Consider the following 26,554-nt stretch of genomic DNA (forward strand, 5'->3'; position numbering starts at 1 on the left):
AATATAAAAGCATTAAAGAATTAACACAGAGAGAATAGTTTTGTCGAATACTATATCGCAAAAAATTGAGATGAAACAGCTAATTCTTCTACTATTTATTTTTTTAATTGCTAAACAGCCGATCTTTTCACAGACTACGCAAGCCTCTATCGCCGGAAAAGTCAGTGACGAAACCGATCAACCCATAGCGGGTGCCTCGGTTCAGGTGCGAAATGAATCAACCGGATTTACGACAAAAACGTCTACCAGCACGAGCGGTGATTTCAATTTTAAAGAACTGCCACTGGGAGGACCCTATACGGTACGTGTACAATTTATAGGTTATGGCGAGCAAATCCGTACAGGGTATACCCTCAATCAGGGAGATGTGGTTCGTATTAGTGTAAAGATGGCTGAATCTTCCCAAAACTTAGATGCGGTAGAAATAACTGCTGCCACCGGTTTGAAGGATAAGATTGAGAATCTTGGAGCGGCAACCGCGGTTAGTGCTAAGGATGTGACCCGCTTGCCGGTTAATGGGAGGAATTTTACTTCCCTTACCGATTTATCGCCCTTGGCAAGTGGAGGAAGCATCGCCGGGCAATTGGGCTCATCAACCAACTTTACAATTGATGGGATGAATTCGAAGAATCCCACCTCGGCGGGATCTACAACCAGTCGAAGCGGTGCACCCTTTTCAATTTCCATTGAAGCGGTACGCGAATTTAAAGTTGTGACCAATCAATATGATGTTACATTGGGGCGCGCTGGAGGTGGTACTATCAGCGCTGTAACCAAAGCTGGTACGAATACACTGAGTGGTAGTGCCTGGAATTACATGCGTGCCGACTGGTTATCGAGTCCTTATGACATCCGTGGCAATAAACGCAATGATGATTTTTCTACTTATCAATATGGTTTTACCTTGGGAGGGCCCATTGTTAAAGATAAGGTTCACTTCTTTGTAGCTTGGGATCATCAGCGGGACGCAAGACCTTTAATTATTGCAGATATCAATTCCCCTACAGATGAAAGACGTTTTAATGTTACACAATCGACATTGGATGAATTTGTCGAAATCGGTCGTTCAAAATACGGTTTAGGTGCTGGTCCACAATACGGTTCTTTCGGAAAAAAAAGAGGATCCGACGCTGTTTTTGCCCGTATTGATTGGCAGTTGAATGATCGTAACTTATTAACAATCCGTGATAACTATACCAACGACCGAAATAAATTAGGTTTAGCCGATAACACGCGAATTAATTTGTATGAGTCTTATGGAGATGATAAGAATATTGATAATAGCTTTTTGGCTACTTTACGTACAACACTAAGTCCTCGGCTCACCAATGAACTGAAAGTGCAACACTTATATACCTATCAAAAAAGTAGTCCGGGTAGTCAATTACCGGAAGCCAATATTCCACGTGCTATTGTTGAAAACGTGGCTTCCCAGGTTGGCGAAGACAACTTGTTCACCAACATTCAATTAGGTGGCCATCGCTTTGCGCAAGAAGGGTTTACAAATAATGTGATTCAATTGATCGATAACATTTATTATAATACCGATAAAATCAATTATACATTTGGCGTCGACTTGATGTATACGCATGCCAAATCATTATATGGTAGTGAGGTGAATGGACGTTTCCAATTTAGGCCAACAGCGGCAACGGAGACTACCCCCGGAGCTACGGCTTTAGAGAATTTTAATAATCTCGCTCCTTATGCGTTCTACCGTGAAGTCCCTTTGGTAGCAGACCCAACTGTTGTTGGAAAGATTTTTAATGCAGGTATATACGGACAAATGCAAACAAAGTTAGCCACAGGTCTGGAAATGATGGCCGGTTTGCGTGTGGATTACGGGCATTATCCAAAATCACCTTTAAACCAGGAATTATACGATGCCTTAGGCGTACGTACCGATCATAAGTTGAAATCTTTTGTAATACAGCCACGCTTCCAGTTTACCTGGGATGTTAATGAGGAACATAGGGATTATATTCGCCTAGGAGCAGGTGTCTTTGCTTCGGATATCAATAATTACATGACCATTAATAATTTAACATTTGATGGTCGACATTTTGCTACGGTGGATGTAAGGGATGCTTCTATATTAAGGCCCGATTTCATTGCCTATAGAAATGACCCGTCTACTATTCCGACTTATGCAGACTACCAGGTGCCAACCATTAATACCTATTCGTCGGATGCTAAAATTCCAATTGTTTACAAGGGGAACATCTCTTACACCCGTTTTATCACCGATAAACTGAAAGTAGGTGTGACAGGTTATGCTACATTAGGAAGAAACAACTATATGTATGTAGATCGCAATATGGTAGCTGATCCGTTTTTTCGCTTAAGTAACGAAGATAACCGTGGCGTGTATGTACCGGCGAGGGCCATCGTTAATGGAGCTGCCGATTGGAAAGCCGGGCGAATTAGTGATCGCTTTGGCCGCGTGCTCGAATTGAATAGCGAAGGGAAAGTAAATCAATTTGCGGTGGTGGTTGACGGTACCTATCAATACTTTAAAGATGGAGAGATATCGGTAAGCTATACATGGAATGACACCAAGGATAATACATCTTATAATGGAAATGTGGCAAATTCAGCGACCTTATCCCTTCCGGTGAAAGATGATCCGCGTGATCTTAGCGTGATGAGTTATTCGAACAGTCAGTTTAGGCATAAGGTGGTTTTCTATGGTACCTCACCTAGTTTCCATGGTTTCAATATCGGCATTCGTTATTCCGGTGTTGCAGGTACCCGCTACAGTCTTCTGGCTGGTGGTAATACCAATGGTGACTTTGTTACCAATGACAATGACTTAGCGTTCGTTTTCGATCGGAACGACCCGAGCACTGCCGAACAGATACGTACGGGTTTACAAGCTTTATTGGATAATCCGGAAGCAAGCCAAAGTTTAAAGGATTATATCAACAAGTATTCGGGTAAAATTGCAGAGAGAAATGGCGGTGTTAATGGGTTCTATGGAGTGATTGATTTAAGGGTAACAAAAAAGTTTATGCTCTACAAAACACACTCGTTGGAATTATCATGTGATATTTTTAATGTCGCTAATCTGTTTAAAAAGACTTGGGGAGCAAACGAATCTTTAGGAAATCAAGCTTTGTATGCCTTGACTGGTTTTGATGCAGCAACGCAACAGTATAACTACCGTGTAAACAATACAGGCATTGTGAATCCTTCAGGAAATCCTTACCAATTCCAATTAGGTGTACGTTATGGATTTTAATTGCAAATACAAATATTAAGAAGCTTTTATGGCCGATCGAGCCCATAGTTATAATGAGGGTCCGATTGGTCAAATCCCTATACATTTTACAGAAGCCACACTATAAAGTGATGGCTTTTTTTATTTACCTTTGTGGCAAAATAAGAGTCTAATAATTAAAAATGGATGCGTTTTTTAAGACGACCAACGCATCACTGAACGAAAACATGAGTTATAACGCAATTAAAAAAACATTCGATATTGGCGATGGCCGTCAGATCGAAATTGAAACCGGTAAATTAGCGAAACAGGCTGACGGTTCCGTTGTGGTTAAGATGGGGAACACCATGCTTTTAGCCACCGTGGTATCCGCTCAAGAAGCAAAACCAGGAACTGATTTTCTACCTCTATCTGTTGATTATCAAGAAAAATATGCGGCAACCGGTCGCATTCCCGGCGGATTTTTGCGAAGAGAAGCACGCTTATCCGACTATGAAATTTTAATTTCACGCTTGGTTGACCGAGCGCTGCGCCCTTTATTCCCTGATGATTATCATGCAGATACACAGGTTATGATAACACTGATATCAGCTGATAAAGATATTATGCCGGATGCATTAGCGGGATTAGCGGCATCCGCAGCTTTAGCTGTTTCCGATATTCCTTTTAACGGACCCATTTCGGAAGTCCGCGTAGCAAAAATTGACGGTAAATTCGTAATTAATCCATTATTAAGTGACTTGGAGAGAGCTACGCTTGAATTTATTGTTGCAGGTTCGGCCAACGATATTGTGATGGTAGAAGGCGAGGCTAAGGAGATTTCCGAAGAAGAAATGGTGGAAGCCATTGCTTTTGCCCATGAGGCTATTAAAGTGCAGGTACAAGCACAACTCGAATTGGCAGAAATGGTTGGTAAACTTGAGAAAAGGGTTTACAACCACGAACCTAGTAACCTGGAATTAAAAGAACGTGTTTACGCAGCTACTTACGACAGTGTGTATGCCGTTGCTAAATCCGGTTTGTCTAAAAAAGAGCGATCAGCCAAATTTGCTGACATTGCAGAGGCTTTTGCCCTTACATTGGGCGAAGATGTGGATGAAGAAACCGTATTCTTAGCAAAGAAATATTTCCATGACGTACAATATGATGCTGTGCGAAACCTCATTCTTAATGAAGGTATACGGCTCGACGGACGTGATGTGCGTACCGTGAGACCTATTTGGAGTGAAGTCGATTATTTACCTGCCGCACACGGATCGGCAATTTTCACCCGGGGTGAAACGCAGTCGCTTACTTCAGTCACACTAGGGGCGAAGGAAGATGAGCAAATGATCGATGGTGCATTTATTAACGGCTATAGCCGATTTATCCTACACTATAATTTCCCTGGTTTCTCCACCGGTGAAGTGAGACCAAATCGTGGCCCGGGTCGTAGAGAGGTTGGACATGGTAACTTGGCGATGCGTTCATTAAAACAAGTGCTGCCTAGTCAAGAGGAAAATCCTTATACGATACGAGTTGTTTCTGATATTTTGGAATCCAATGGTTCGTCCTCTATGGCTACCGTTTGCGCCGGAACATTGGCACTTATGGATGCAGGTGTAAAAATCACAGCGCCTGTATCAGGAATCGCGATGGGACTTATTACGGATGAAAAAACAGGTAAGTATGCGGTATTAAGTGATATTCTTGGTGATGAGGATCATTTGGGAGATATGGACTTTAAAGTCACTGGAACTAGCAAAGGTATCGTTGCTTGTCAAATGGACTTGAAAATCAATGGGCTGAAATGGGAGGTTCTAAAAGAAGCACTATATCAAGCTAAGGAGTCACGTTTACATATCTTAAACGAGATGCTCAAAACGATCGAAGCTCCTCGTGAAGATTTTAAACCACACGCTCCGCGCATTGTGAGCTTAACAATTGATAAAGAGTTTATTGGTGCTATTATCGGCCCCGGAGGCAAAATCATCCAGGAAATGCAAAGGGAAACCGGTACTACCATTTCGATCGAGGAGATTGAAGGTAAGGGCATCGTACAAGTCTTTGCAGACAATAAAACTTCTATCGATGACGCTGTTAGGCGCATTAAAGCGATTGCAGCAAAACCGGAAGTAGGCGATGTTTACGAAGGCAAAGTGAAATCTATTATGCCTTTCGGTGCCTTTGTCGAAATCTTACCGGGTAAAGATGGATTGTTGCACATTTCTGAGATCGATTGGAAACGTTATGAAACCATGGAAGGAATTTTTCAAGTCGGTGAAATTGTTAAGGTTAAACTGTTAGATATCGATAAACAAGGTAAATTGAAGCTTTCCAGAAAAGCACTTTTGCCTCGTCCCGAAAAAAAGCAGGAACCGGAAAATAAACAAGAACAATAGTTAAATACTAGAAGCCATTGCTTTCTTTGCGTTTGAGCATTTAGCAATGGCTTTTGCTTTTCTACCGTTTTGGTCCTTCACAAAAGATTTTACCAATGAAACATTTAGTAGCTCCTTCAATTTTGTCTGCCGATTTTGCTAATCTTCAACGCGATATTGAAATGCTCAATAAAAGCGACGCTGATTGGATCCATGTAGATATTATGGATGGTGTATTTGTTCCCAATATTTCTTTTGGGTTTCCTGTTGTAAAAGCCGTAAAGCAACACGCCCTTAAACCTTTGGATGTGCATTTGATGATCGTAGATCCGGATCGTTACTTAAACGAATTTAAGGAGGCTGGCGCGAACAACATTTCCGTTCATTTTGAAGCCTGTATCCATTTGCATCGCACTATACAAAAGATTAAAGAATTGGGATGTCGGGCAGGGGTAGCGATTAATCCTCACACACCGATCGCCCAATTGAGCGATATTGTTGAAGATATTGATTTAGTCTGTATGATGTCCGTGAACCCGGGTTTCGGGGGGCAAAAATTTATAGAGAGCACCTACCGGCGCATTCGCGAATTGCGTTTGCTTGCTCAGGATAGAAATCCAAATCTGTTAATAGAAATTGATGGCGGTGTAAACCATCAAAATTCGTTATCTTTATTGCAAGCGGGGGCCAATGTATTGGTGGCTGGTAATACTGTTTTTGGCGCAGATGATCAAATGGCGTCCATAAAACAACTTAAAGACGTGTCGATAACAAGAAAAGCCGTTTAAAGACAATACAAAATGTAAAGGGGGCCGATGGCCCCTTTTTAGTTTTTGGATAAAATACAGAATTTAATTTTGTTATCTATTTAAGCCAACGAAAAGATTGTCATTATTTTGACAATAAAACCTCAAAAACTTTGAATTTTTTTTATAAAAAGTTTACATTTGCCAAACATAGATGAATTCGTTTATATGCAGTATCTACTGCATTGACATGTAAAATGAATCTGTTTAATTCTCCTCTGCCATTGAAGGCATTTTTATAGAGGAATAAAATGATTTATTGCTATACCAGTATAAAAAGCTATTTTAAGTGAAATTGTTAATTAATGCTCATTTTTTAAATCTATAGAAAGAATAATGAAACACAATTTTGGTGCGGGGCCATGCATACTTCCTTCAGAGGTCTTCCAAGAAGCTTCTCAAGCAATAATTGATTTTAATAATTCCGGTTTATCCATTTTAGAAATTTCCCATCGTTCCAAAGCCTTTGAAGCCGTTATAGAAGAAACTGAGGCGTTAGTAAAGGATTTATTATCTGTCCCCGATGGGTATTCGGTGTTGTTTTTGCAGGGGGGGGCTAGCCAACAGTTCGCAATGGTGCCGATGAATTTACTTCCTCAAAATGGAAAAGCAGCTTATTTAGACTCAGGAACCTGGGCGTCAAAAGCTTATAAAGAAGCTCAGAAATTCGGAGCTATTGAGGTGGTCGCTTCGTCCAAAGATGCGAATTATACCTACATTCCTAAGGAGTATACGATACCGGCGGATGCGGCTTATTTTCATTATACTTCTAATAATACAATTTATGGAACTGAGCTCTTCGAAGCACCACAGTCGCCTATTCCATTAGTCTGTGACATGTCGTCCGATATCTTAAGTCGTAAGATTAACGTTGCTGATTACGGACTCATTTATGCAGGGGCACAGAAGAATATGGGGCCTGCGGGAGTGACGCTCGTTATTGTTAAAAACGATATTTTAGGAAAAACCGGTAGGGATATCCCATCAATATTTGATTATCGTAAACATGCGGAAGCCGGATCTATGTATAATACACCGCCGGTTTATGCTATTTATGTCTCCTTATTAAATCTCCGTTGGCTGAAGGCGAAGGGGGGTATAGAGGAAATCGAACGTGAGAATATTATCAAAGCAAGAACATTGTACGATGAAATCGATCGTAATCCATTGTTTAAGGGAACAGCCAAGCTAGAAGATCGCTCAAGAATGAATGTTACTTTTGTTATGGAAAACGCTGAACTGGAAAAATCATTCCTTGCCCTAACGGAAGAGCGCGGGTTAGTCGGGCTGAAAGGACATAGAAGCGTAGGTGGTTTCCGGGCATCTATTTACAACGCGCTTACTATTACTAGTATTAATACACTAGTTGATTTGATGCAAGAGTTTGCTGAGAAAAATGCTTAGTGAACATAACTGCCCGAATTAATGATGAATGGCATATAGATAAAGGTTTTGATAAAATTGCTGCCAAATTCTTTATGCTATGTTTAAATTATTTCCTTGTTTGTCAACATGGACAGCAGGAGTTTTATGAATTTTTATAGATAGAATATCATAGTATGAAACTATTAGCAAACGACGGTATAGATCCACTAGGAAAGGAATTGTTAGAAAAAGCTGGATTTACTGTTGATACTAACCATATCCCTCAGGATGAGTTAGCTGTGAAATTACAGGCTTATGATGCCATAACGGTTAGAAGTGCAACCAAAGTCAGAAAGGATTTAATCGACGCTTGCCCAAATCTAAGATTGATTGGTAGGGGGGGTGTAGGCATGGATAATATTGATGTCGAATATGCAAAATCAAAAGGGATTGCCGTTGTCAATACTCCTGCAGCGTCTTCACAATCAGTAGCGGAGCTTGTCTTCGCACATCTTTATAATGGTGTTCGATTTCTGTATGATGCTAATCGCAAAATGCCTGTAGAAGGAGATACGAATTTTGCCGGATTAAAAAAGGCTTATGGAAAGGGGGTTGAACTGAAGGGGAAAACGCTAGGTGTAATTGGTTTTGGCCGTATTGGTCAGGAAACTGCAAAAGTAGCACTGGGCGTTGGTATGAATGTTATTGCCAGTGATTTTGTGGCTATACCCAAGGCGTTAACTTTAACGTTATCAGGTGGTATTTCTGTTGATGTGCCGGTAAAACAGGTAAGTACTGATGAACTGATCAAACAAGCAGATTTTATTAGCTTGCATGTGCCTTTCTTAGATAAGCCGGTTTTAGGTACAGCTGAATTTGCCCTGATGAAAAATGGGGTAGGTATTGTTAATGCCTCTAGAGGTGGTACGATTGATGAATTAGCTTTAATCGAAGCATTGAATAATGGGACGGTTTCGTTTGCAGGTCTTGACGTTTTTGATAGCGAGCCGACGCCAAGAAAAGAAATACTTACTCATCCAAGAGTATCGCTAACACCTCATATTGGTGCTGCAACAAACGAGGCGCAAGAAAGAATCGGAGAAGAATTGGCCAATATCATAATTGGATATTTTAAGGGTAGTTTAAACAACCATTCATTCTTAATTATGAGAAGGGAAACTAAAAACGTTTCCCTTTTTTTGTTTGAAGCCTTCCTTCCAGGATTACCTCGCTTTGCTCGGTGATCCCCGGGAGGAGGGCTTCAAAGCAACATCAACGACTCTCTGCGTTCGTCACTTGTTAATAGGCTTTTGTTTTAAGCAAGCTCACAAAAGGGATTACCTCGCTTTGCTCGGTGATCCCCGGGGGGCTTCAAAGCAACATCAACGACTCACTGCGTTCGTCACACTTTGTTGTTAATAGGCTTTTGTTTGAGCAAGCTCACAAAAGCCTATTAACAACAAAACCCGGCTATTGCCGGGTTGATGTTGCTTTGGCGGAAAGTGAGGGATTCGAACCCCCGGTCCTGTTACAGACAACGGTTTTCAAGACCGCCGCATTCGACCACTCTGCCAACTTTCCGGGACAAAAGTACAAACTCCATCCGTTTTAACAAATTTAATTTTACCTTTTTTCGTTCATTTAAAGTAACTCCTTCATTTCTTGTAAATTAATTTTATGTAAACAAATCGTGCCTAAAAGTAAACCATATAAAGGAAGATTTATATAAGGTCTATGATTGTCTAAGTCCGATCTTTTTACCGTTTTTTTTATAAAGAAACGACCTCACAAAGGTCGCTTAACCTATTTTTAACGAATTTCTAAGTAAATTATTAGTGCTCCCTAATCAACAGGGTTTCGGTAAATTCAATTAAAGAAAGTTTTTTCTCACGTGCGACCGCCATTGCTTCTAAGGCTTGATAGGCTTGCTCAGCAAAACTCATTTTTTTCTTATGAGCTAACTTTTCTATGCCAAGATCGTTGTATATGGCCGTTACGCGATCTATTTTTTGTTGCTGATCAAATTCGTTAATCTCAGTCCAATGGATTAACTCTTGTTTATCTGATCCTTTAGCTAATTGTAGCGCATTGATAAGTAAATAAGTTTTTTTATTTTCAATGATATCACCCCCAACCTGTTTCCCAAATTTACTAGGATCTCCATATACATCCAATATGTCGTCCTGTAGCTGGAAAGCGATTCCTATATTAACGCCAAAAGTGTAAATGTTCGATCGATCCTGCTTGTCTGCTCCTCCCAGAATGGCCCCAATTTCTAAAGCCGCACCCAATAATACGGACGTTTTTAGACGAATCATATGGAGGTATTCTTCTTCGGTTACCGTCGCTAGTTTTTCAAAATCCATATCCAGTTGCTGGCCTTCGCATACTTCCTGAGCCATTTTGTTAAAAACTTTCAGCAATTCAGCAAGCAACTCAGGTTTGCACTCAGCAAGCAATTGATATGCCCGAATCAAGGTTGCATCCCCGGATAAGATAGCGGTATTGATATCCCACTTTTTGTGGATGGTCTCCTGTCCTCGTCGCAGTGGGGCTTCATCCATAATGTCGTCATGCATTAAGGTGAAATTATGGAACATTTCGATAGCCAAGGCCGCTGGAAGGCCTTCTTTTATTGTTGCCCCAAATAATTCAGCTGCCAATAAAGTGAGAACCGGTCTTAAACGCTTGCCTCCGATTGCCAAAAATATTTGATCGGTTCGTATAGGGTATTTGGATTGTCTGGAAAATTTCTTTCTGTTAAGGCCTCGCCAATAATAGTCTGTAATGCTGCTATAGAATGCATGACACGAAGATAGAAAAATTAGTTCACATCACCTTTCATGTATTACTATTAAAGAAATCTTTGCCTTAAAAGCGAAACTTCTGCTTAACTCATGAGTGTAAAGTCAATCTGACGTTTTGCTAAATTGACCGTTTTCACTTTTATCTGTACCTCATCGCCTAGCTGATAGCGTTTCTTTTTGCGCTGGCCAATAATAGCATAATTCTTCTCGTCAAGCGAATAAAAATCATCTGTAATGTCTCGCAGTCGCACCATCCCTTCACATTTGTTTTCTTCGATTTCAACATACATTCCCCACTCTGTGACGCCTGAAATAATGCCGGAATAAACACTGCCGATCTGATCCTGTAAAAATTCCGCTTGTTTATATTTTACGGAAGTGCGCTCCGCATCTGCCGCTTTCTTTTCCATTTGTGATGCGTGGGTACACATCTTCTCGTACATTTCTTCATTTACAGCCTTTCCATCTGCCAGATAGTGCGCTAATAAACGATGTACCATCACATCCGGGTACCTTCTGATAGGTGAAGTGAAATGTGTGTAATAGTCAAAAGCCAGTCCGTAATGACTATGCTTTTTTGTAGTGTAAATGGCTTTTGCCATTGATCGGATGGCCAAGGTAGTAAGGACATTTTGTTCTTTGGTACCTTCAACGTCGTGCATTAACGTATTTAAAGATTTTGCAATCTCTTTTTCTGATTTAGTACTGACTTTGTATCCAAAGCGAGCGGCAAACTGTGCAAACGATGCCAAACTTTCTTCATTGGGCGCATCGTGACTCCGATAAACAAAAGGCAATTTATTCTTTCCTTTGCCTTGTTTGCCTATGAATTCCGCCACTTTTCTGTTGGCTAGAAGCATAAAATCCTCAATCAATTTATGGGCGTCTTTTCGCTCTTTGGTATAAACACCTAGTGGTTTGCCGTTTTCATCGAGTTTAAATTTAACTTCAGTTGATTCAAAATTGATCGCCCCCTGTTTAAATTTACGATCACGAAGAATATATGCGAGCTTGTTGAGAATCAGAAGCTCTTCGCTAAACTGGCCTTCCTTGTTCTCAATAATCTCTTGTGCCTCTTCATAGGTAAAGCGTCTGTCCGAATGAATGATGGTTCTTCCGAACCATTGCTCTTTCACGTGAGCTTGATCATCGATGATAAATACGGCAGAAAAACAGAGTTTATCTTCGTTAGGTCTTAATGAACACAAATTATTCGATAACCTTTCGGGTAACATAGGAATCACACGATCTACCAGATAAACTGACGTTCCTCTTTCATATGCTTCCTTGTCTAAGGCGCTGTCCGGTTGAACATAGTATGTTACGTCGGCAATGTGCACACCTACTTCGTAATTGCCATCCGGCATTTTTCGGAAAGAAATGGCATCATCAAAATCCTTAGCGTCGGCTGGGTCGATCGTAAAGGTTAGAACGCTTCGGAAATCTTTCCTTCTACTTATTTCGACTGGACTAATAACCTCTTCTATTTTGTCTGCTTCTTGCTCTACCGCTGTGGGAAATGCTAAAGGGAAACCAAAATCAGCAAGGATAGCATTCATTTCAGTGTTGTTTTCCCCTTGCTTCCCTAGTACATGCTTTACACGGCCAACGGGATTTTTGCTGCCCTGCGGCCAATCAGTAATAGTAACAACGACTTTATCCTGATCTTTCGCTCCATTTAAATCCTCAATAGGAATGTAGATATCATGAAGCATTTTTCGGTCATCGGCAATTAGGAAAGCAAATCGTTTGGATATGCTCAGTATACCGGTAAAATCACTTCTAAATCGTTCAATTATTTCTACAACTTCGCCTTCTTTTTTGCGGCCTCTACTTTTTTCATAAACGTAAACTTTTACGGTATCCCCATGCAGTGCATTCCGAAGCTTTCTAGGCGCTACAAAAATGTCCTCTTCGAATTCATCTTCGGTAACAATATAAGCAGAACCATCGGCTGTCATATCTACTTTGCCAACGATGAAGGTATGCAACTCCCGCAAAGTAAATTTGCCTGTTTCAACTTCTTTAAATAGACCTGATTTTGATTTCGACTCTTCTTGAAGGATCGATAATATAGTGTTTTTTGAAGTTGGGTCTGCAATATTTAGTTTAGCAGACACTTGTTTATAATTTAAGGCTTTATTTCCTGACTTTTCGAACACATCGGCTATCAGTTGGGAAAGTACCTGCTTAATTGCATTTGCTTTTTTTGTAGACATATAACAGCTTTTAAATAGGATTGCCTTAGCTTAAGGTAAAATTTATGCTTATTAATTACAATAACATTCGAACTACTCGATAGTTCTAAAATTATATCAAATTTAGGCGTCAGAAGCGTCCTTTAACGTTTTGCATTTATTGCATATGCCGATGGCATTAACCGACACCTGCTCTATCGTAAAACCTGATGGCGTACTGATGTTTGGCAACGTGATTTCCTCTAAGCAGTACACACTATTGCAATTCGAACAAGTGAAATGCACGTGTTCATCGTGATGCTCGTGACTCTTACACTGTGTTGAACAAAGGGCATAGGTGGCTGTGCCATGTAAATCGAAAATTTTGTGAATAATACCTTTTTCTTCAAACGCGCTTAAAACCCGATAAAGCGTAACCCGATCAATATCCTCTCCAATTGATCTTTCCAAATCGGGTTGGGAGGTCGCGGTGTCTTTGTTGAAAATCTTCTCCAATACTGATAGCCGCGGGTGGGTAACTTTCAGGCCATGTTTTCGCAAGATATTTTCAAACGTCTTTATTTTATCTTCTCTCATCACTGCTTGTATTGAATAATAGAAAAAACAACACCTATTTAGTCTTTAAGCCTGTTTGGTCTCTTTTTCTAAAAATGAGATATAAACCAATAGCCACAAAAGGTAAGCTTAACAGTTGCCCCATATTGAATGCCATGCTGTTTTCAAAAGCTTCTTGATTTTCTTTGACGAATTCAACTATAAAGCGGAGCCCAAACACCAAGACCATGAAACAGCCAAACAAAAAAGCAGGTTTGACATGTTTCCCTTGTTTATACAAGTTTAATAATAAAATAAATATTATTAAATAACCTATTGCTTCGTAAAGTTGCGCAGGATGTCTAGGAATGTTGTCGACCTGCGAAAAAATAACTGACCAAGGGAGTTGACTTGGTTTTCCAATAATTTCGGAGTTGAAAAAATTGCCGGTTCGAATAAAGGCGCCCGAAAGCGCAGCAACGATTACCAGGCGATCGGCTATCCACCAGAAATTTATTTTTGTTTTGCGGCAATAAAGCAATAAAGCTATTATGATACCAATAGCCCCGCCATGGCTTGCTAGACCCTGGAAACCTGTAAAAGTAATATGCCCGTTTACATTCCTAATAGGGAGTATCATTTCCAGTAGATGGTTTTTGTAGTAATCGAATTCATAAAATAAGCAATGGCCTAAACGAGCTCCTAATACCGTTCCTATAAACACATAAATGGTCAGCTGATCTAACAAGTCTTGTGGCTTTCCCTCTTTTTTGAAAATCCTTAGTAATATTACATAACTAAAAAAAAACGCCAACATAAAGCATAACGTGTAATAACGGAGACCGAATCCACCGATGCGGAAAATCTCGGGTTCGATATTCCAATGTATGCTTGATAAAAAACCGAACATAGGGATCTGTGTGTTTATGTGATGTACAAACATAGATAAAATTGTTCAATATGCAACCTTGTTTCCTTGTTTGGAAACTCAATATTCGTTACCGATTATGGCAGGCAACGAATATAAAGCTTATAAGCTTCTCGTTAAAAGTTAGGTTTAAGTAAATACTTGTCGTAGAATTTGAATATATGGCCCGCAGCTTCTTCAGCCGTATCCACCAAGCGATATAAATTAAGGTCTTCTGCACTGATTTTCCCCTCTTCCAACATTCTATCTTTTATCCAATTGAACAAGCCGCCATAGTATGATTTACCAACCAAAACAATCGGGAAGCGAGCAATTTTGCCTGTTTGTATCAACGTAATGGCTTCAAATAACTCGTCCATGGTTCCAAAGCCTCCAGGTAACACAATATAGCCTTGGGAATATTTCATAAACATAACTTTCCTTACAAAAAAATAATTGAATTCCAGTAACTTATCTCGGTCAATGTACTTGTTGTGGAATTGCTCAAAAGGAAGTTCAATGTTCAGGCCTACAGACTTTCCGCCGGCTTCGTAAGCACCTTTGTTGGCCGCTTCCATGATACCTGGGCCACCACCGGATATTACACCGTAACCTCTTTCTGTAAGTAAACGGGCACACGCTTCGGCAATTTTATAGTCATTATGATCCCTCGAAGTCCGAGCGGATCCGAAAATCGAAACACAGGGGCCTATTTTTGCTAATTTTTCAAAACCTTCTACAAATTCGGCCATAATCTTAAAAATCTGCCAGGAATCTTTTACCTTAATTTCTTGCCAGGTTTTATTCTCAAACGCTTTTCTTATCTTGTCTTCACTTGTTATCATACGCTTATATTTCAGTAATAAATAGTCTCTTCATACGCTAGAAACTGTTTTCTGCTAATGTAATGAAATTTTTTACCTTTTTATCTATGAACTTTTCTGTCAGTTTTCGCTTACCTTTGTGTTATGAACTTTTCTTCTAAGCTATTAGAGAACGCGGTTAATGAATTCAGTCGTTTACCTGGTATAGGACAAAAGACAGCTTTGCGTTTGGTATTGCACCTGCTAAATCAACCTGCCGATGATGTTACTAAATTTAGTGACGCCTTAACTAAATTGAAATCAGAAATATGCTATTGCGCTGTTTGTCATAATATCGCTGACGAAGCGATCTGTGAAATTTGCAACGCCCCCAAAAGGGATAAGGGATTGATTTGCGTGGTTGAAGATACGCGAGACGTAATGGCAATCGAAAATACGAATCAATTTAACGGAGTGTATCATGTTTTGGGAGGGCTAATCTCACCAATGGATGGAGTTGGGCCTTCCGATTTGAGCATTGATAGTCTGATAAGCCGTTTACGTGAAAATGATGTCCATGAAATCATCCTAGCGCTGAGTGCAACGATGGAAGGCGACACGACGATTTTTTACCTCTATAAAAAGTTGAAGGATTTTAATGTTCAAATTAGCACAATAGCACGGGGAATATCCTTCGGCGGTGAATTGGAATATGTTGATGAAGTTACACTGGGTCGATCCATCGTTACCAGAGTACCCTATGAACGTAGTATAGCGTAAAATAATGTCATTTCCGTGATTATAAACTGAGTTTACAAAAAAGTGCCTACTGCCGTATAACGATAATGATGACAAATAAAACGATTATTATAACCGGCGCCTCATCTGGTATTGGACTGGCTTTAGCGAGAGAAATGGCCAAACGAGGTGCTAACCTGGTGCTGGCTGCTCGAAAATATGTTGCCTTATGTCAGATTGCGCAAGATCTTGAGAAAGAATTTCATGTTCAGGTAGTTGCTATTCAATGCGATGTGGCTAATGAGGAGTCTTGTAAACAACTCGTCGCGCAAGCCTTATTAACCTTTAAAAAAATAGATGTCCTGATCAATAATGCCGGATTGAGCATGAGGGCTTTGTTCAAGGACCTGGATTTATCCGTGTTACATAATCTAATGAATGTAAATTTCTGGGGTACGGTTTATTGTACGAAATATGCATTGCCTGCATTGCTAGAATCTAAAGGTTCAGTTGTAGCAGTCTCTTCAATAGCCGGTTATCGGGGTTTACCGGGACGCACGGGTTACTCAGCTTCTAAATTTGCGATGAATGGCTTTATGGAGTCGTTACGCGTAGAAAATTTAAAAACCGGGTTGCACGTAATGCTTGCTTGTCCGGGTTTTACAGCCTCCAACATTAGAAATACGGCGCTTAATAAAGATGGCGTGCAATTCGGAGAAACAAGTATGGAGGAAGAAAAGATGATGACCGCCGAGGAAGTGGCTACACTTATTGCAAATGGAATTGCCGCAAGAAAACGCACCTTGATTATGACAACTCAAGGAAAGCTTGCTGTATGGATGAATAAATTTTTCCCTGCTTGGGTGGATAAAAAAGTGTTTACTCTTTTTGCAAAAGAAAAGAATCCTCTAATCAAAGCTTAAAGTGTAATGCCAAAAATATTTGCAAATATTAATCTAATTATTCATATTTGCTTTAGAAAGTATGAATACAACATTTGCTCATATAAATTGGTGGTGGCACGAGGGATAATCGTGGCAAAACCATTTTGTAGTGCATCTAAATAAGAAATAACAAAAAGGCTTGCCATATCGCAAGCCTTTTTTTTATGGCTTAAAGCAAACTGATTTGGATTAGTTTCTTCACAAATAAAATTGCGCGAAACTATCTTTTAAAAAGGTAAAAATGGCGTGCAGTATATAAAAATTAACATTAGATGAAAAGAATATTAACACATTTGTTTGAAAGTAAAACTTTTACAAAGGAAGAGGCTTACGAAATACTAACCAATATTACTTCCGGTAAATACAATTCATCACAAATGGCAGCATTTATGACGGCATATTGTATGCGCAATATTACGGTAGAGGAATTAGCCGGTTTCCGGGATGCCATGCTTGACTTATGTCTAAAAATAGATTTTAAAGACTATAAACTGATTGACTTATGCGGAACGGGGGGAGATGGAAAAAACACTTTTAATATTTCAACGCTTGCTTCCTTCGTAGTGGCCGGAGCTGGGTATCAGGTTGCAAAACACGGCAACTATGGAGTATCTTCGGGATGCGGCTCCTCTAATGTCATGGAATTTTTGGGCTATCGTTTTACAAATGAACCTGGCGAAATTTATCGAAGCTTGGACGAAGCCGGCATTTGCTTTTTACATGCCCCCTTATTTCATCCGGCAATGAAAACTGTGGCTCCTATACGAAAAGAGCTAGGCGTGAAGACCTTTTTTAACATGCTTGGGCCGCTAGTTAATCCAGCAGAACCAATTTACCAATCGGTTGGTGTATTTAGCTTGGAATTAGCTAGGCTTTACGGGTATCTTTATCAGAAGACCAACAAGAGATATTCAATACTGCACGCTTTTGATGGTTACGACGAGATATCATTGACAGGCGATTTTAAGGTGATTGGAAACAAGGGAGAACAGTATGTGTCTTTGGAATCTATTGGATTTGATAAGGTACGAGCCAATGAAATAAATGGAGGAGAAACGATTGAAGAGGCCGCACGTATTTTTATGGATGTTTTAAATGGTACGGCATCCTTTGCGCAAAAAAATGTAGTGTTGTGCAATGCGGCTATAGCGATACAAACCATTTGTCCAAGTAAGTCTTTTGCCGATTGCTATTATGAAGCAGAGGCATCTTTATTATCAAAAAAGGCGCTCCTTAGCTTTAATCGATTGGTTAAAAAAGAAAAAGCAATTTATTGATATGCAAGCTAAGCTGAAAATTTGCGGCATGAAATATCCTGCAAACATAGAGGAAGTCCTTTTGTTAAAGCCGGATTACCTAGGTTTTATATTTTATGAGCAATCGAAACGTTATATTGCTGATTTATCACCTGAATTTTTGAGCGCTTTATCATCGGTCAAAAAGGTAGGTGTATTTGTCAACGATTCGACCGATCGGATAAGGGCAGCAAAAAATAGTTACAACTTGCAGGCTATACAGTTACATGGAAATGAAAACCCTGCTTTTGTGAAGACCTTAAAAGATTTAAACGTGCCGATTATTAAGGCCTTCGGTATTTCGCAGGATTTTGATTGGCAACAATTGGACGCATACGAAGCTTTAGTTGATTTTTTTCTTTTCGACACGAAAAGCCAGGGATACGGAGGAACAGGACAACTTTTCGACTGGTCGCTAATCGAACAATATAAACTGGAAAAACCTTTCTTTTTGAGTGGTGGTCTTGGTCCGGAAAACATCGCGAGCGCCTTATCTTTAAACGATCCGCGCCTTTATGCCCTTGATGTAAATTCAAAATTTGAAGAAAGTCCGGGACTCAAGGATTTAACGCTACTGCGATCAATATTCTCTAGTAGCCGCTGTTAAAATGTTGCAGTACATGCACCTTAATCAGACTTGTTGTTTATTACGATGAGTGCTTCCAACAAATCCAAATTGGTTCCCCTCTACCATTGTGGACTTATTTTTATAGAGGATACAGTATAAAAAGAATGTAAATTGAAAGAATAAAATGAGTAGTTATCAGGTCAATGAAAAAGGATATTATGGGGATTTCGGGGGGGCGTACATCCCGGAAATGATGTTCCCGAATATAGAGGAGCTACGGCTTCGTTATTTGGAAATTATGAACGAAGATGGCTTCAAAAAAGAATTCGAGCAGCTGCTGAAAGATTACGTTGGAAGACCTTCTCCGCTTTATTTGGCTCAGCGGCTTTCTGAAAAATACAGTGCCAATATCTTTTTGAAGAGAGAAGATTTGAACCATACAGGTGCTCATAAAGTAAATAATACCATCGGACAGATTTTGCTGGCAAAGCGTTTAGGAAAGAAACGCATCATCGCTGAAACCGGAGCGGGTCAGCATGGTGTTGCCACCGCCACGGTATGTGCACTGATGGGAATTGAGTGCGTGGTTTATATGGGCGAAATAGATATCAATAGGCAAGCGCCTAATGTAGCCCGCATGAAAATGATGGGAGCAGAAGTCCGTCCCGCAACGTCAGGAAGTAAAACCTTGAAGGACGCTACAAATGAAGCTATGCGCGATTGGATTAATAACCCGGTAGACACGCACTATATCATTGGCTCTGTAGTAGGCCCACATCCTTATCCTGATATGGTTGCAAGATTTCAAGCGGTCATCTCTGCCGAAACTCGTAGCCAACTCTTAGAAAAAACCGGTCGGGAAACACCTGATTATGCGATTGCCTGTGTAGGTGGAGGAAGTAATGCAATGGGAATGTTCTACCATTTTTAGACGATGAGCAGGTACAGTTGATTGCCGCAGAGGCTGCCGGGAAAGGGGTAAATAGCGGCCACTCGGCAGCAACTTCCGTGCTTGGAAAAGAAGGAGTTTTACACGGTAGTCGAACTATTTTGATGCAGACTAGTGATGGGCAAGTGATTGAACCTTACTCTATTTCCGCTGGCTTAGACTATCCGGGTATTGGTCCTCAGCATGCATTTTTACATAAAATCGGCCGTGCAAAATATGTGAGCATAACGGATGATGAAGCGATGCAAGCAGGACTTTTATTAACCAGATTAGAAGGGATTATTCCAGCCATTGAAAGTGCTCATGCTTTGGCACAGTTGGAAAAAATGTCATTTAAACCTTCGGATAATGTAGTTGTATGCCTGTCGGGTCGCGGAGATAAAGATTTGGACAATTATATGAAATATTTCAATTTTAGATAAGCATAGAAAAAGCACTAGAATGAACAGAATAAAACAATTATTTGATAACAAGGGCGATAAAAAATTGCTTTCTATTTATTATACTGCCGGTTATCCGCATATAGATAGTACCATTGCGTTAGCTAAAATATTGGAAGCATCGGGTGTTGATTTTTTAGAGATAGGTTTCCCGTATTCTGATCCGGTGGCTGATGGTCCCGTAATTCAGCACAGTTCGGAAGAGGCTTTAAAGAATGGTATGTCACTTGATCTTTTGTTCAACCAATTAAAAGAGTTAAGGAAAGAGGTACAGATTCCGGTATTGTTAATGGGATATGTAAATCCAATGTTGCAGTATGGAGTGGAGAGGTTTTGTCGGGCTTGCGCGGAAGCGGGTGTCGATGGGGTTATTGTTCCCGATTTACCAATGTATGAATACGAAGAGCTTTATCAAGAAGTTTTTAAGAAATATAATATTAGTAATATCTTCTTGATTACACCACAAACCTCGGAAGAGCGTATTAGAAAAATCGATGAATTAAGCACGGGCTTCATCTACATGGTATCTTCATATGCCACTACAGGTAAAAATCTTGTAGTATCTGAACAAACGGCGCATTATTTTCAACGCGTCGACGCCTTGAATCTTCGCAATCCCTTGGTTGTTGGCTTTGGCATTACTGATCAGGCAAGTTTTGATCATGCATTACAGTATGCAGACGCGGCCATCGTGGGCAGTGCTTTTGTTCGTTTGCTCAGTCAAAAGGATTATTTAGAACAGATTCCTTCATTTATAGGAGGTATAAAGGGAAATGTTGCTGTATAGTCAAGCGCGGAGGTAGCAAACATCAATGAAGCGTTGTGTTTTTTCAACGCTTCATTAACCGGAATACCCATAAAAACCCAATAGCTGTGATTACTGTCATTGCTCCGGTTCCCCACCACAAGGCAGTGAAACCATAAGTAGCAGCGATATGCGTTCCAATGTAAGGAGATATAATATGCGCTCCCGAAAACGCCAAAGCATTTAATCCCATATACGCTCCCTGATTATTTTTGCCACTTCTATTGGCAGTAACCGTTGCCATAAAAGGAATAGCCAAAATTTCAGATAAGCAAAGAATGAAAATAGAAAAATATAATATCCACTGACCGGTGTGGTGATTTAAAAGCACGTAGGATACACCGCATAATAATGTGCCAACTATAATAACGCTTGCGGTCGATAGCTTTTTTTCGGCAATATGCACTACCAGCATTTCCAGGGAAAAAACCACTAAACCGCTAAAAGCGAGTATCCGTCCAATTTGTGATTCGCTCAATTGATAGACAGAACGGTAGAATAAGGGAAGCGTATTAAGCAATTGAAAGAAACAGATTGCGTAAAGCGTGCATAGAATGCTAAATAGCATAAAAGGTGTGTCACGATAAGGTGAGCGCCGAGGAAAAGTATGCTCAATGTTATTTTCTCTTTTCTTTTGGTGGCCCTTTTTTCCTTTGAAATAAAAGAAAAACAAAATACCGGCCACTAAACAGGTGATGCCATTTCCATAAAATAGAAGATCATAAGAAACGGAAGCCAGAAAACCACCTAGGGCAGGACCAATTGAAAAACCTAAATTAATAGCCATTCTATTGAGGGAAAAGGCTTTTGTAATGTTTTCGGACTTCGCATAATGGGTAATGGATACTGAATTGGCAGGTCGGAAAGTCTCTGATATCAGACTCAATGAGAAAATTCCAAAAGCCAGTGATTCCATGGATTGTAATTGAGGCAAAATGAAAAAAAGTGGAGCGGTTAAGAATAAGCTGCACGTTTGTATCCTGAAATGCCCAAAACGATCGGTTAGCCACCCGCCAAGCCAAGAGCCACTAACCGCGCCGATACCAAAACAACTTAAAATGATTCCTGCATCTTCTATAGAATAGTTGAGCTTGTTTGTCATATAGACACCTAAAAAAGGGAGTACCATGGCTCCACTTCTATTGATAAACATGACAAGTGCCAGCATCCAGGCCGGGCGGGATAAACCACGGTAGGCATCTAAATAAATTTGTAAGAAACGAATCATTACAATATGTATATGTTGTGATAAAAAACGCTTAAGAATATTCGGAGTTAGCCCTTTTAAGGGTTGGGAAGCGACAATGCAAACTTAATTAAAAGCAAGATGAGTTTACGAAATATTTATACTTTAAATCCAATCCTTTGAATTTTGTAAATTGATAGAATTGGCTTAGATTCGTATTAGTCTCCCTGATCTAATCTTAAATCTTCTATCTCAATTTTCGAATCCACGTCAAGTCCACGTGAAGTCCACCTTATTTCCACGTCAGGCCCACCTGTCATTTAGTATGTATCCGCTTTCGCTTCTTGTTTTCCTGCATTTCTATATAGCCGATATAGTGTGAATATAGTACGGAACTAATATGGAGACATCGTGAGCTTACATGGGATTTTAACCGATTTTATGTAGGTTTGCAACAAACACAATAAATTATGTCACACATTAAAGACTATATTGAAGCAAACAAGCAACGATTTTTGGATGAATTGTTTGAATTGCTACGCTTTCCATCTGTTAGTGCCGATTCAAAGTATAAAAGCGATGTCTTAAAAACGGCCGATTATATTGCTGAAAAACTAAAGGTTGCCGGTGCGGACAATGTAGAAGTTTGCCCGACAGCTGGCAATCCAATTGTTTATGGGGAGAAAATTATAGACCCAACTAAACCTACTGTTCTCGTATATGGACATTATGATGTGCAACCACCGGAACCACTGGAATTGTGGCACACGCCACCGTTTGAACCTACCGTGCGCGACGGCAAAATTTTTGCCCGTGGTGCTTGTGATGATAAAGGACAAATGTATATGCATATAAAGGCTTTCGAAGTTATGCAACAAACGAGTGGACTGCCTTGTAATATCAAGTTTATGATCGAAGGAGAAGAAGAGGTAGGATCTGAAAATTTAGACGTTTTTGTTAAAGCAAATAGAGAAAAATTAGCCGCTGATGTTATCCTAATATCGGATACCGCCATGATCAGTTTGGAAACCCCATCACTCGAAACCGGCTTAAGAGGACTTTCCTATTTAGAAGTAGAAGTGGTAGGTCCCAATAGAGATCTTCATTCCGGCGTTTATGGTGGAGCTGTGGCAAATCCGGCGACCATCTTAGCAAAAATGATCGCTTCACTTCATGACGAGAATAACCATATTACCATTCCCGGGTTTTATGACGATGTCATTGAATTAAGTGCGGAAGAACGAGAAGCACTAAACCAAGCTCCTTTTAATGAAGATGAATATAAAAAAGATCTTGGAGTTGAGGAGCTATGGGGTGAAAAAGGTTATACAAGTATTGAACGCACGGGGATTCGCCCTACTTTGGAAGTTAATGGAATCTGGGGTGGTTATATCGGCGAAGGGGCAAAAACAGTTCTTCCATCAAAGGCATCAGCAAAAATTTCGATGCGACTGGTACCCAATCAGCAGTCTGCTGTTATTACGAGTTTATTTCAAAAGCATTTCGAAAGCTTAGCTCCGAAATATGTAAAAGTGAAAGTGACACCTCATCACGGTGGAGAACCGGCTGTAACACCAACAGATAGTACGGCCTACAAAGCTGCCGAAAAAGCAATTGAGGAGGCTTTTGGAAAGGCACCGATTCCATGTAGAGGTGGTGGCAGTATTCCAATTGTTGCCTTATTCGAAAAGGAATTAGGATTGAAGACGGTTTTAATGGGCTTTGGACTAGATAGTGATAATCTTCATTCACCAAATGAAAAGTATGATATCGCTAACTATTTTAAAGGTATTGAAACTATTCCTTTGTTTCATAAGTATTATGCGGAATTAAGCAAATAATCAATTTTGATTTTGTCTAGTAAGCTGTCTGGAAGCACATGGTAAGTGGTTTTTGGACAGCTTTTTTAATAAGAGCCGATTCTGTTAGCGATCGTGCTTGAAATAGCTTAACTTTGTGCATCTTTAAGATAGCCGTTGGAACATATTTAATTATTCTAGTGAATGACTAGTAGAGAAATAAGACAAGCATTTTTATTTTTTTTTAAAAGCAAGGGACATGAAATAGTACCTTCTGCACCGATCGTAGTAAAGAATGATCCAACCCTGATGTTTACCAATGCCGGGATGAACCAGTTTAAAGAACTGTTTTTGGGTGAGGCTCCCATTAAGTATTCAAGGGTTGTAGATACGCAACGTTGTTTGAGGGTGTCGGGGAAACATAATGATTTAGAAGAGGTTGGTATCGATACGTACCATCATACTATGTTTGAAATGCTGGGCAATTGGAGCTTTGGTGATTATTTCAAAAAAGAGGCAATAGCCTGGAGTTGGGAGCTCTTAACCAATGTTTACAAAATAGATAAAGACCGATTATATGTTACTGTATTTGAAGGAGACAGCGAGGAAGGTTTACCGGAAGATACCGAAGCCTATGGTTATTGGAAAGAACATATTGATTCAACCCGCATCCTGAAGGGAAACAAAAAGGATAATTTCTGGGAAATGGGGGAGACCGGGCCGTGTGGGCCTTGCTCTGAAATACATGTGGATTGTAGAAGCGACGAAGAGCGTCGGATGATTGATGGGAGCACCTTGGTCAATGCTGATCATCCGCAAGTAATTGAAATATGGAATAATGTCTTTATGCAGTTTAATCGTTTAAAAGACGGTTCCTTGCAACCTCTTCCTGCAAAGCATGTGGATACGGGTATGGGCTTTGAACGCCTGGTACGTGTATTGCAGGGCAAAACTTCCAATTATGATACGGACATCTTTCAGCCGCTTATCCAGTTAATTGCGAAAGCGGCGAAGGTACAATATGGCGAAAACGAGCAGCAGGACATTGCGATGCGCGTAATGGCTGACCATATTCGTGCCATTTCGTTTGCTATTGCAGATGGACAGCTTCCGTCTAACAACAAAGCGGGATACGTAATTAGAAGGATCTTGCGGAGAGCCGTTCGTTATGCTTATACATTTTTAAATTTCAAAGAGCCCTTCTTAAATACATTAGTGATTCCGCTGGCTCAGCAGTTTAAAGGCGTATTTGATGAACTTTACAAACAGCAGGATTTCGTACAAAAAGTTGTTTTGGAAGAAGAGTTATCTTTTTTACGAACTTTAGTAACCGGTATCCAGCGCTTTGAAAGCTATCACACTGATCAGGGGCTGGTTAGTGGGGATTTCGCTTTTGAATTATATGATACTTATGGATTTCCGATCGACTTGACTGATTTGATGGCTCGGGAAAAGGGATGGAAAGTAGATATGCCGGGATTCGAAAATGCGTTGAATAAACAAAAAGAGCGCTCACGAGCTGCGACTGCGATTGATACGGGCGACTGGGTTACCGTAAGTGAAGATGGAGAAACACACTTTGTAGGATATGATAACTTAGCAACCGAAACGAAGATACTTAAATATCGTAAAGTTTCAGCTAAGGGAAAGATTCAATACCAATTAGTGTTGTCGCAAACACCATTTTATGCGGAAGGTGGTGGACAGGTGGGAGATACCGGAATTTTAATACATGAAACATCGAAAGAAACGATTCAGATTGTTGATACGAAAAAGGAAAATGGATTGATTATCCATTTTTCTGATGAAATCCCTTCGCATCTTGAAGGTGTTTTTTTTGCGAAGGTAGCTGAAGATCGGCGTCGGGATATCCAAAGTAATCATTCAGCGACCCATCTGTTACACGCAGCACTAAAGCAAGTTTTGGGAGAACATGTAAATCAAAAAGGATCTTTAGTAAGCGAAGAGGTGCTCCGTTTTGATTTTTCCCATTTTGCTAAAGTTCCCGATGAAGAATTAAGAAGAGTTGAACAAGTTGTCAATGCAAAAATCAGAGAAAATTTAGCCTTGGATGAACGAAGGAATGTACCGTATAATGATGCTATTGATATGGGAGTGACAGCCTTATTCGGTGAGAAATACGGTGACTTTGTACGGGTGATAATTTTCGATGAAAACTTTTCAAAAGAATTATGCGGCGGAACGCATGTCCAATATACCGGAAATATCGGCTTCTTCAAAATTTTGAGCGAGGGTGCCGTTGCCGCAGGTGTAAGACGCATTGAAGCTATTACCGGTAGACGGGCAGAAGAAATTATTGATAGGCAGGATGAGTTGATCAATGAGTTGAAAAACTTACTTAAACATCCTAAAGATCTGAGTGCCGCTATTACCGGTCTTTTACAGGAAAACAGTAAACTGAAAAAAGAGGTAGAAAAATCATTGGTGGAAAAGGCCCAACAGTTAAGGCAGGTGCTTGTAGAAAAGGCAATTGACATTAATGGAGTGCGTTTTATCGGTGAGCAAGTGGAGTTACCAAATGCAGATGCTGTTAAAAATTTAGCCTTTGCTATAAAAAAGGCAATCGATAATGGTCTGTTTTTAGTATTAGCCGCTGATTTTGATGGTAAACCTAATTTAACTGTAGTATTATCGGATGATTTAGTGAGCCGTGGGCTGGATGCGGGAAAAATTGTTAGGGAGCTGGCAAAAGAAATAAAAGGCGGTGGTGGTGGTCAACCTTTTTATGCAACAGCAGGAGGAAAGGATTCTTCAGGTTTAACCGTTGCTCTTGAAAAGGCGAAATCTTTTGTTGGTTAAATGAATTTGA

The 26,554-nt window shown here is 40.1% G+C and carries 18 protein-coding genes, 1 tRNA gene and 1 pseudogene; 13 read left to right on the top strand and 7 right to left on the bottom strand.

What is annotated here, in order from left to right:
• Positions 1–70 precede the first annotated feature (70 nt).
• From QT327_RS11395 to QT327_RS11415, 5 genes are all read left to right on the top strand, one after another.
• Entirely contained in the window at positions 71–3,241 is a 3,171-nt protein-coding gene (locus QT327_RS11395) for a TonB-dependent receptor (protein ID WP_207303788.1), read from the top strand.
• Positions 3,242–3,447: 206 nt separating this feature from the next.
• Positions 3,448–5,601 carry a polyribonucleotide nucleotidyltransferase gene (pnp, locus tag QT327_RS11400; protein ID WP_130857491.1) on the top strand — a complete coding sequence of 718 codons (2,154 nt, stop codon included), beginning with the start codon at positions 3,448–3,450 and terminating at the stop codon, positions 5,599–5,601.
• 95 nt (positions 5,602–5,696) lie between these two features.
• Positions 5,697–6,368: a ribulose-phosphate 3-epimerase gene (rpe, locus tag QT327_RS11405; RefSeq protein ID WP_013666352.1), complete on the top strand. Its 672-nt coding sequence runs from the start codon at positions 5,697–5,699 to the stop codon at positions 6,366–6,368.
• A 354-nt stretch (positions 6,369–6,722) separates the two neighbouring features.
• Positions 6,723–7,790: a 3-phosphoserine/phosphohydroxythreonine transaminase gene (gene serC, locus QT327_RS11410; protein ID WP_130857395.1), complete on the top strand. Its 1,068-nt coding sequence runs from the start codon at positions 6,723–6,725 to the stop codon at positions 7,788–7,790.
• 155 nt (positions 7,791–7,945) lie between these two features.
• The gene (locus tag QT327_RS11415; RefSeq protein ID WP_289552939.1) at positions 7,946–8,995 is read left to right on the top strand and encodes a D-2-hydroxyacid dehydrogenase; all 1,050 of its coding nucleotides are present in this window, start codon (positions 7,946–7,948) and stop codon (positions 8,993–8,995) included.
• A gap of 249 nt (positions 8,996–9,244) precedes the next feature.
• Here the strand turns inward: QT327_RS11415 and QT327_RS11420 are convergent.
• The 6 genes from QT327_RS11420 to QT327_RS11445 form a co-directional block, all read right to left on the bottom strand.
• A tRNA-Ser gene (locus QT327_RS11420) sits at positions 9,245–9,332 on the bottom strand.
• A 251-nt stretch (positions 9,333–9,583) separates the two neighbouring features.
• Positions 9,584–10,456, bottom strand: a complete 873-nt coding sequence (locus tag QT327_RS11425; RefSeq protein WP_354004767.1) for a polyprenyl synthetase family protein — start codon at positions 10,454–10,456, stop codon at positions 9,584–9,586.
• Positions 10,457–10,641: 185 nt separating this feature from the next.
• Positions 10,642–12,777 (bottom strand): ribonuclease R, encoded by a 2,136-nt coding sequence (gene rnr, locus QT327_RS11430; protein WP_130857398.1) that lies wholly within the window; start codon positions 12,775–12,777, stop codon positions 10,642–10,644.
• A 102-nt stretch (positions 12,778–12,879) separates the two neighbouring features.
• The gene (locus tag QT327_RS11435) at positions 12,880–13,332 is read right to left on the bottom strand and encodes a Fur family transcriptional regulator (protein ID WP_013666357.1); all 453 of its coding nucleotides are present in this window, start codon (positions 13,330–13,332) and stop codon (positions 12,880–12,882) included.
• Between the two features lie 34 nt (positions 13,333–13,366).
• Positions 13,367–14,233, bottom strand: a complete 867-nt coding sequence (gene lgt / locus QT327_RS11440; protein WP_242627321.1) for a prolipoprotein diacylglyceryl transferase — start codon at positions 14,231–14,233, stop codon at positions 13,367–13,369.
• 101 nt (positions 14,234–14,334) lie between these two features.
• The gene (locus QT327_RS11445) at positions 14,335–15,039 is read right to left on the bottom strand and encodes an LOG family protein (protein WP_041388330.1); all 705 of its coding nucleotides are present in this window, start codon (positions 15,037–15,039) and stop codon (positions 14,335–14,337) included.
• 126 nt (positions 15,040–15,165) lie between these two features.
• Between QT327_RS11445 and recR the strand changes: the two genes are divergently transcribed.
• The 6 genes and pseudogenes from recR to trpA all read left to right on the top strand — a co-directional run bounded on the left by recR (position 15,166) and on the right by trpA (position 20,721).
• The gene (gene recR / locus QT327_RS11450; RefSeq protein WP_130857399.1) at positions 15,166–15,780 is read left to right on the top strand and encodes a recombination mediator RecR; all 615 of its coding nucleotides are present in this window, start codon (positions 15,166–15,168) and stop codon (positions 15,778–15,780) included.
• A 65-nt stretch (positions 15,781–15,845) separates the two neighbouring features.
• Complete coding sequence (locus QT327_RS11455) at positions 15,846–16,661, top strand: SDR family oxidoreductase (RefSeq protein WP_013666361.1); 816 nt, start codon at positions 15,846–15,848, stop codon at positions 16,659–16,661.
• Positions 16,662–16,954: 293 nt separating this feature from the next.
• The gene (gene trpD / locus QT327_RS11460; RefSeq protein WP_130857401.1) at positions 16,955–17,959 is read left to right on the top strand and encodes an anthranilate phosphoribosyltransferase; all 1,005 of its coding nucleotides are present in this window, start codon (positions 16,955–16,957) and stop codon (positions 17,957–17,959) included.
• A 28-nt stretch (positions 17,960–17,987) separates the two neighbouring features.
• Positions 17,988–18,584, top strand: coding sequence for a phosphoribosylanthranilate isomerase (locus QT327_RS11465; protein WP_242627323.1), 597 nt, complete (start codon positions 17,988–17,990; stop codon positions 18,582–18,584).
• Between the two features lie 145 nt (positions 18,585–18,729).
• Positions 18,730–19,916: pseudogene (gene trpB / locus QT327_RS11470) on the top strand (tryptophan synthase subunit beta).
• A 19-nt stretch (positions 19,917–19,935) separates the two neighbouring features.
• Positions 19,936–20,721: a tryptophan synthase subunit alpha gene (gene trpA, locus QT327_RS11475; RefSeq protein WP_013666366.1), complete on the top strand. Its 786-nt coding sequence runs from the start codon at positions 19,936–19,938 to the stop codon at positions 20,719–20,721.
• A 43-nt stretch (positions 20,722–20,764) separates the two neighbouring features.
• On the opposite strand, the gene QT327_RS11480 is transcribed toward trpA, so the two are convergent.
• Positions 20,765–21,967, bottom strand: coding sequence for an MFS transporter (locus tag QT327_RS11480; protein ID WP_130857403.1), 1,203 nt, complete (start codon positions 21,965–21,967; stop codon positions 20,765–20,767).
• A 428-nt stretch (positions 21,968–22,395) separates the two neighbouring features.
• Here QT327_RS11480 and QT327_RS11485 point away from each other — a divergent pair, with 428 nt between their 5' ends.
• Both QT327_RS11485 and alaS read left to right on the top strand, forming a co-directional pair.
• Positions 22,396–23,766: a dipeptidase gene (locus tag QT327_RS11485; protein WP_013666368.1), complete on the top strand. Its 1,371-nt coding sequence runs from the start codon at positions 22,396–22,398 to the stop codon at positions 23,764–23,766.
• A 162-nt stretch (positions 23,767–23,928) separates the two neighbouring features.
• Positions 23,929–26,544 carry an alanine--tRNA ligase gene (gene alaS / locus QT327_RS11490; RefSeq protein ID WP_289552943.1) on the top strand — a complete coding sequence of 872 codons (2,616 nt, stop codon included), beginning with the start codon at positions 23,929–23,931 and terminating at the stop codon, positions 26,542–26,544.
• The last annotated feature ends 10 nt before the right edge of the window (positions 26,545–26,554 follow it).

It is taken from the genome of Olivibacter sp. 47, from assembly GCF_030372825.1.
Classification (GTDB): domain Bacteria; phylum Bacteroidota; class Bacteroidia; order Sphingobacteriales; family Sphingobacteriaceae; genus Olivibacter; species Olivibacter oleidegradans.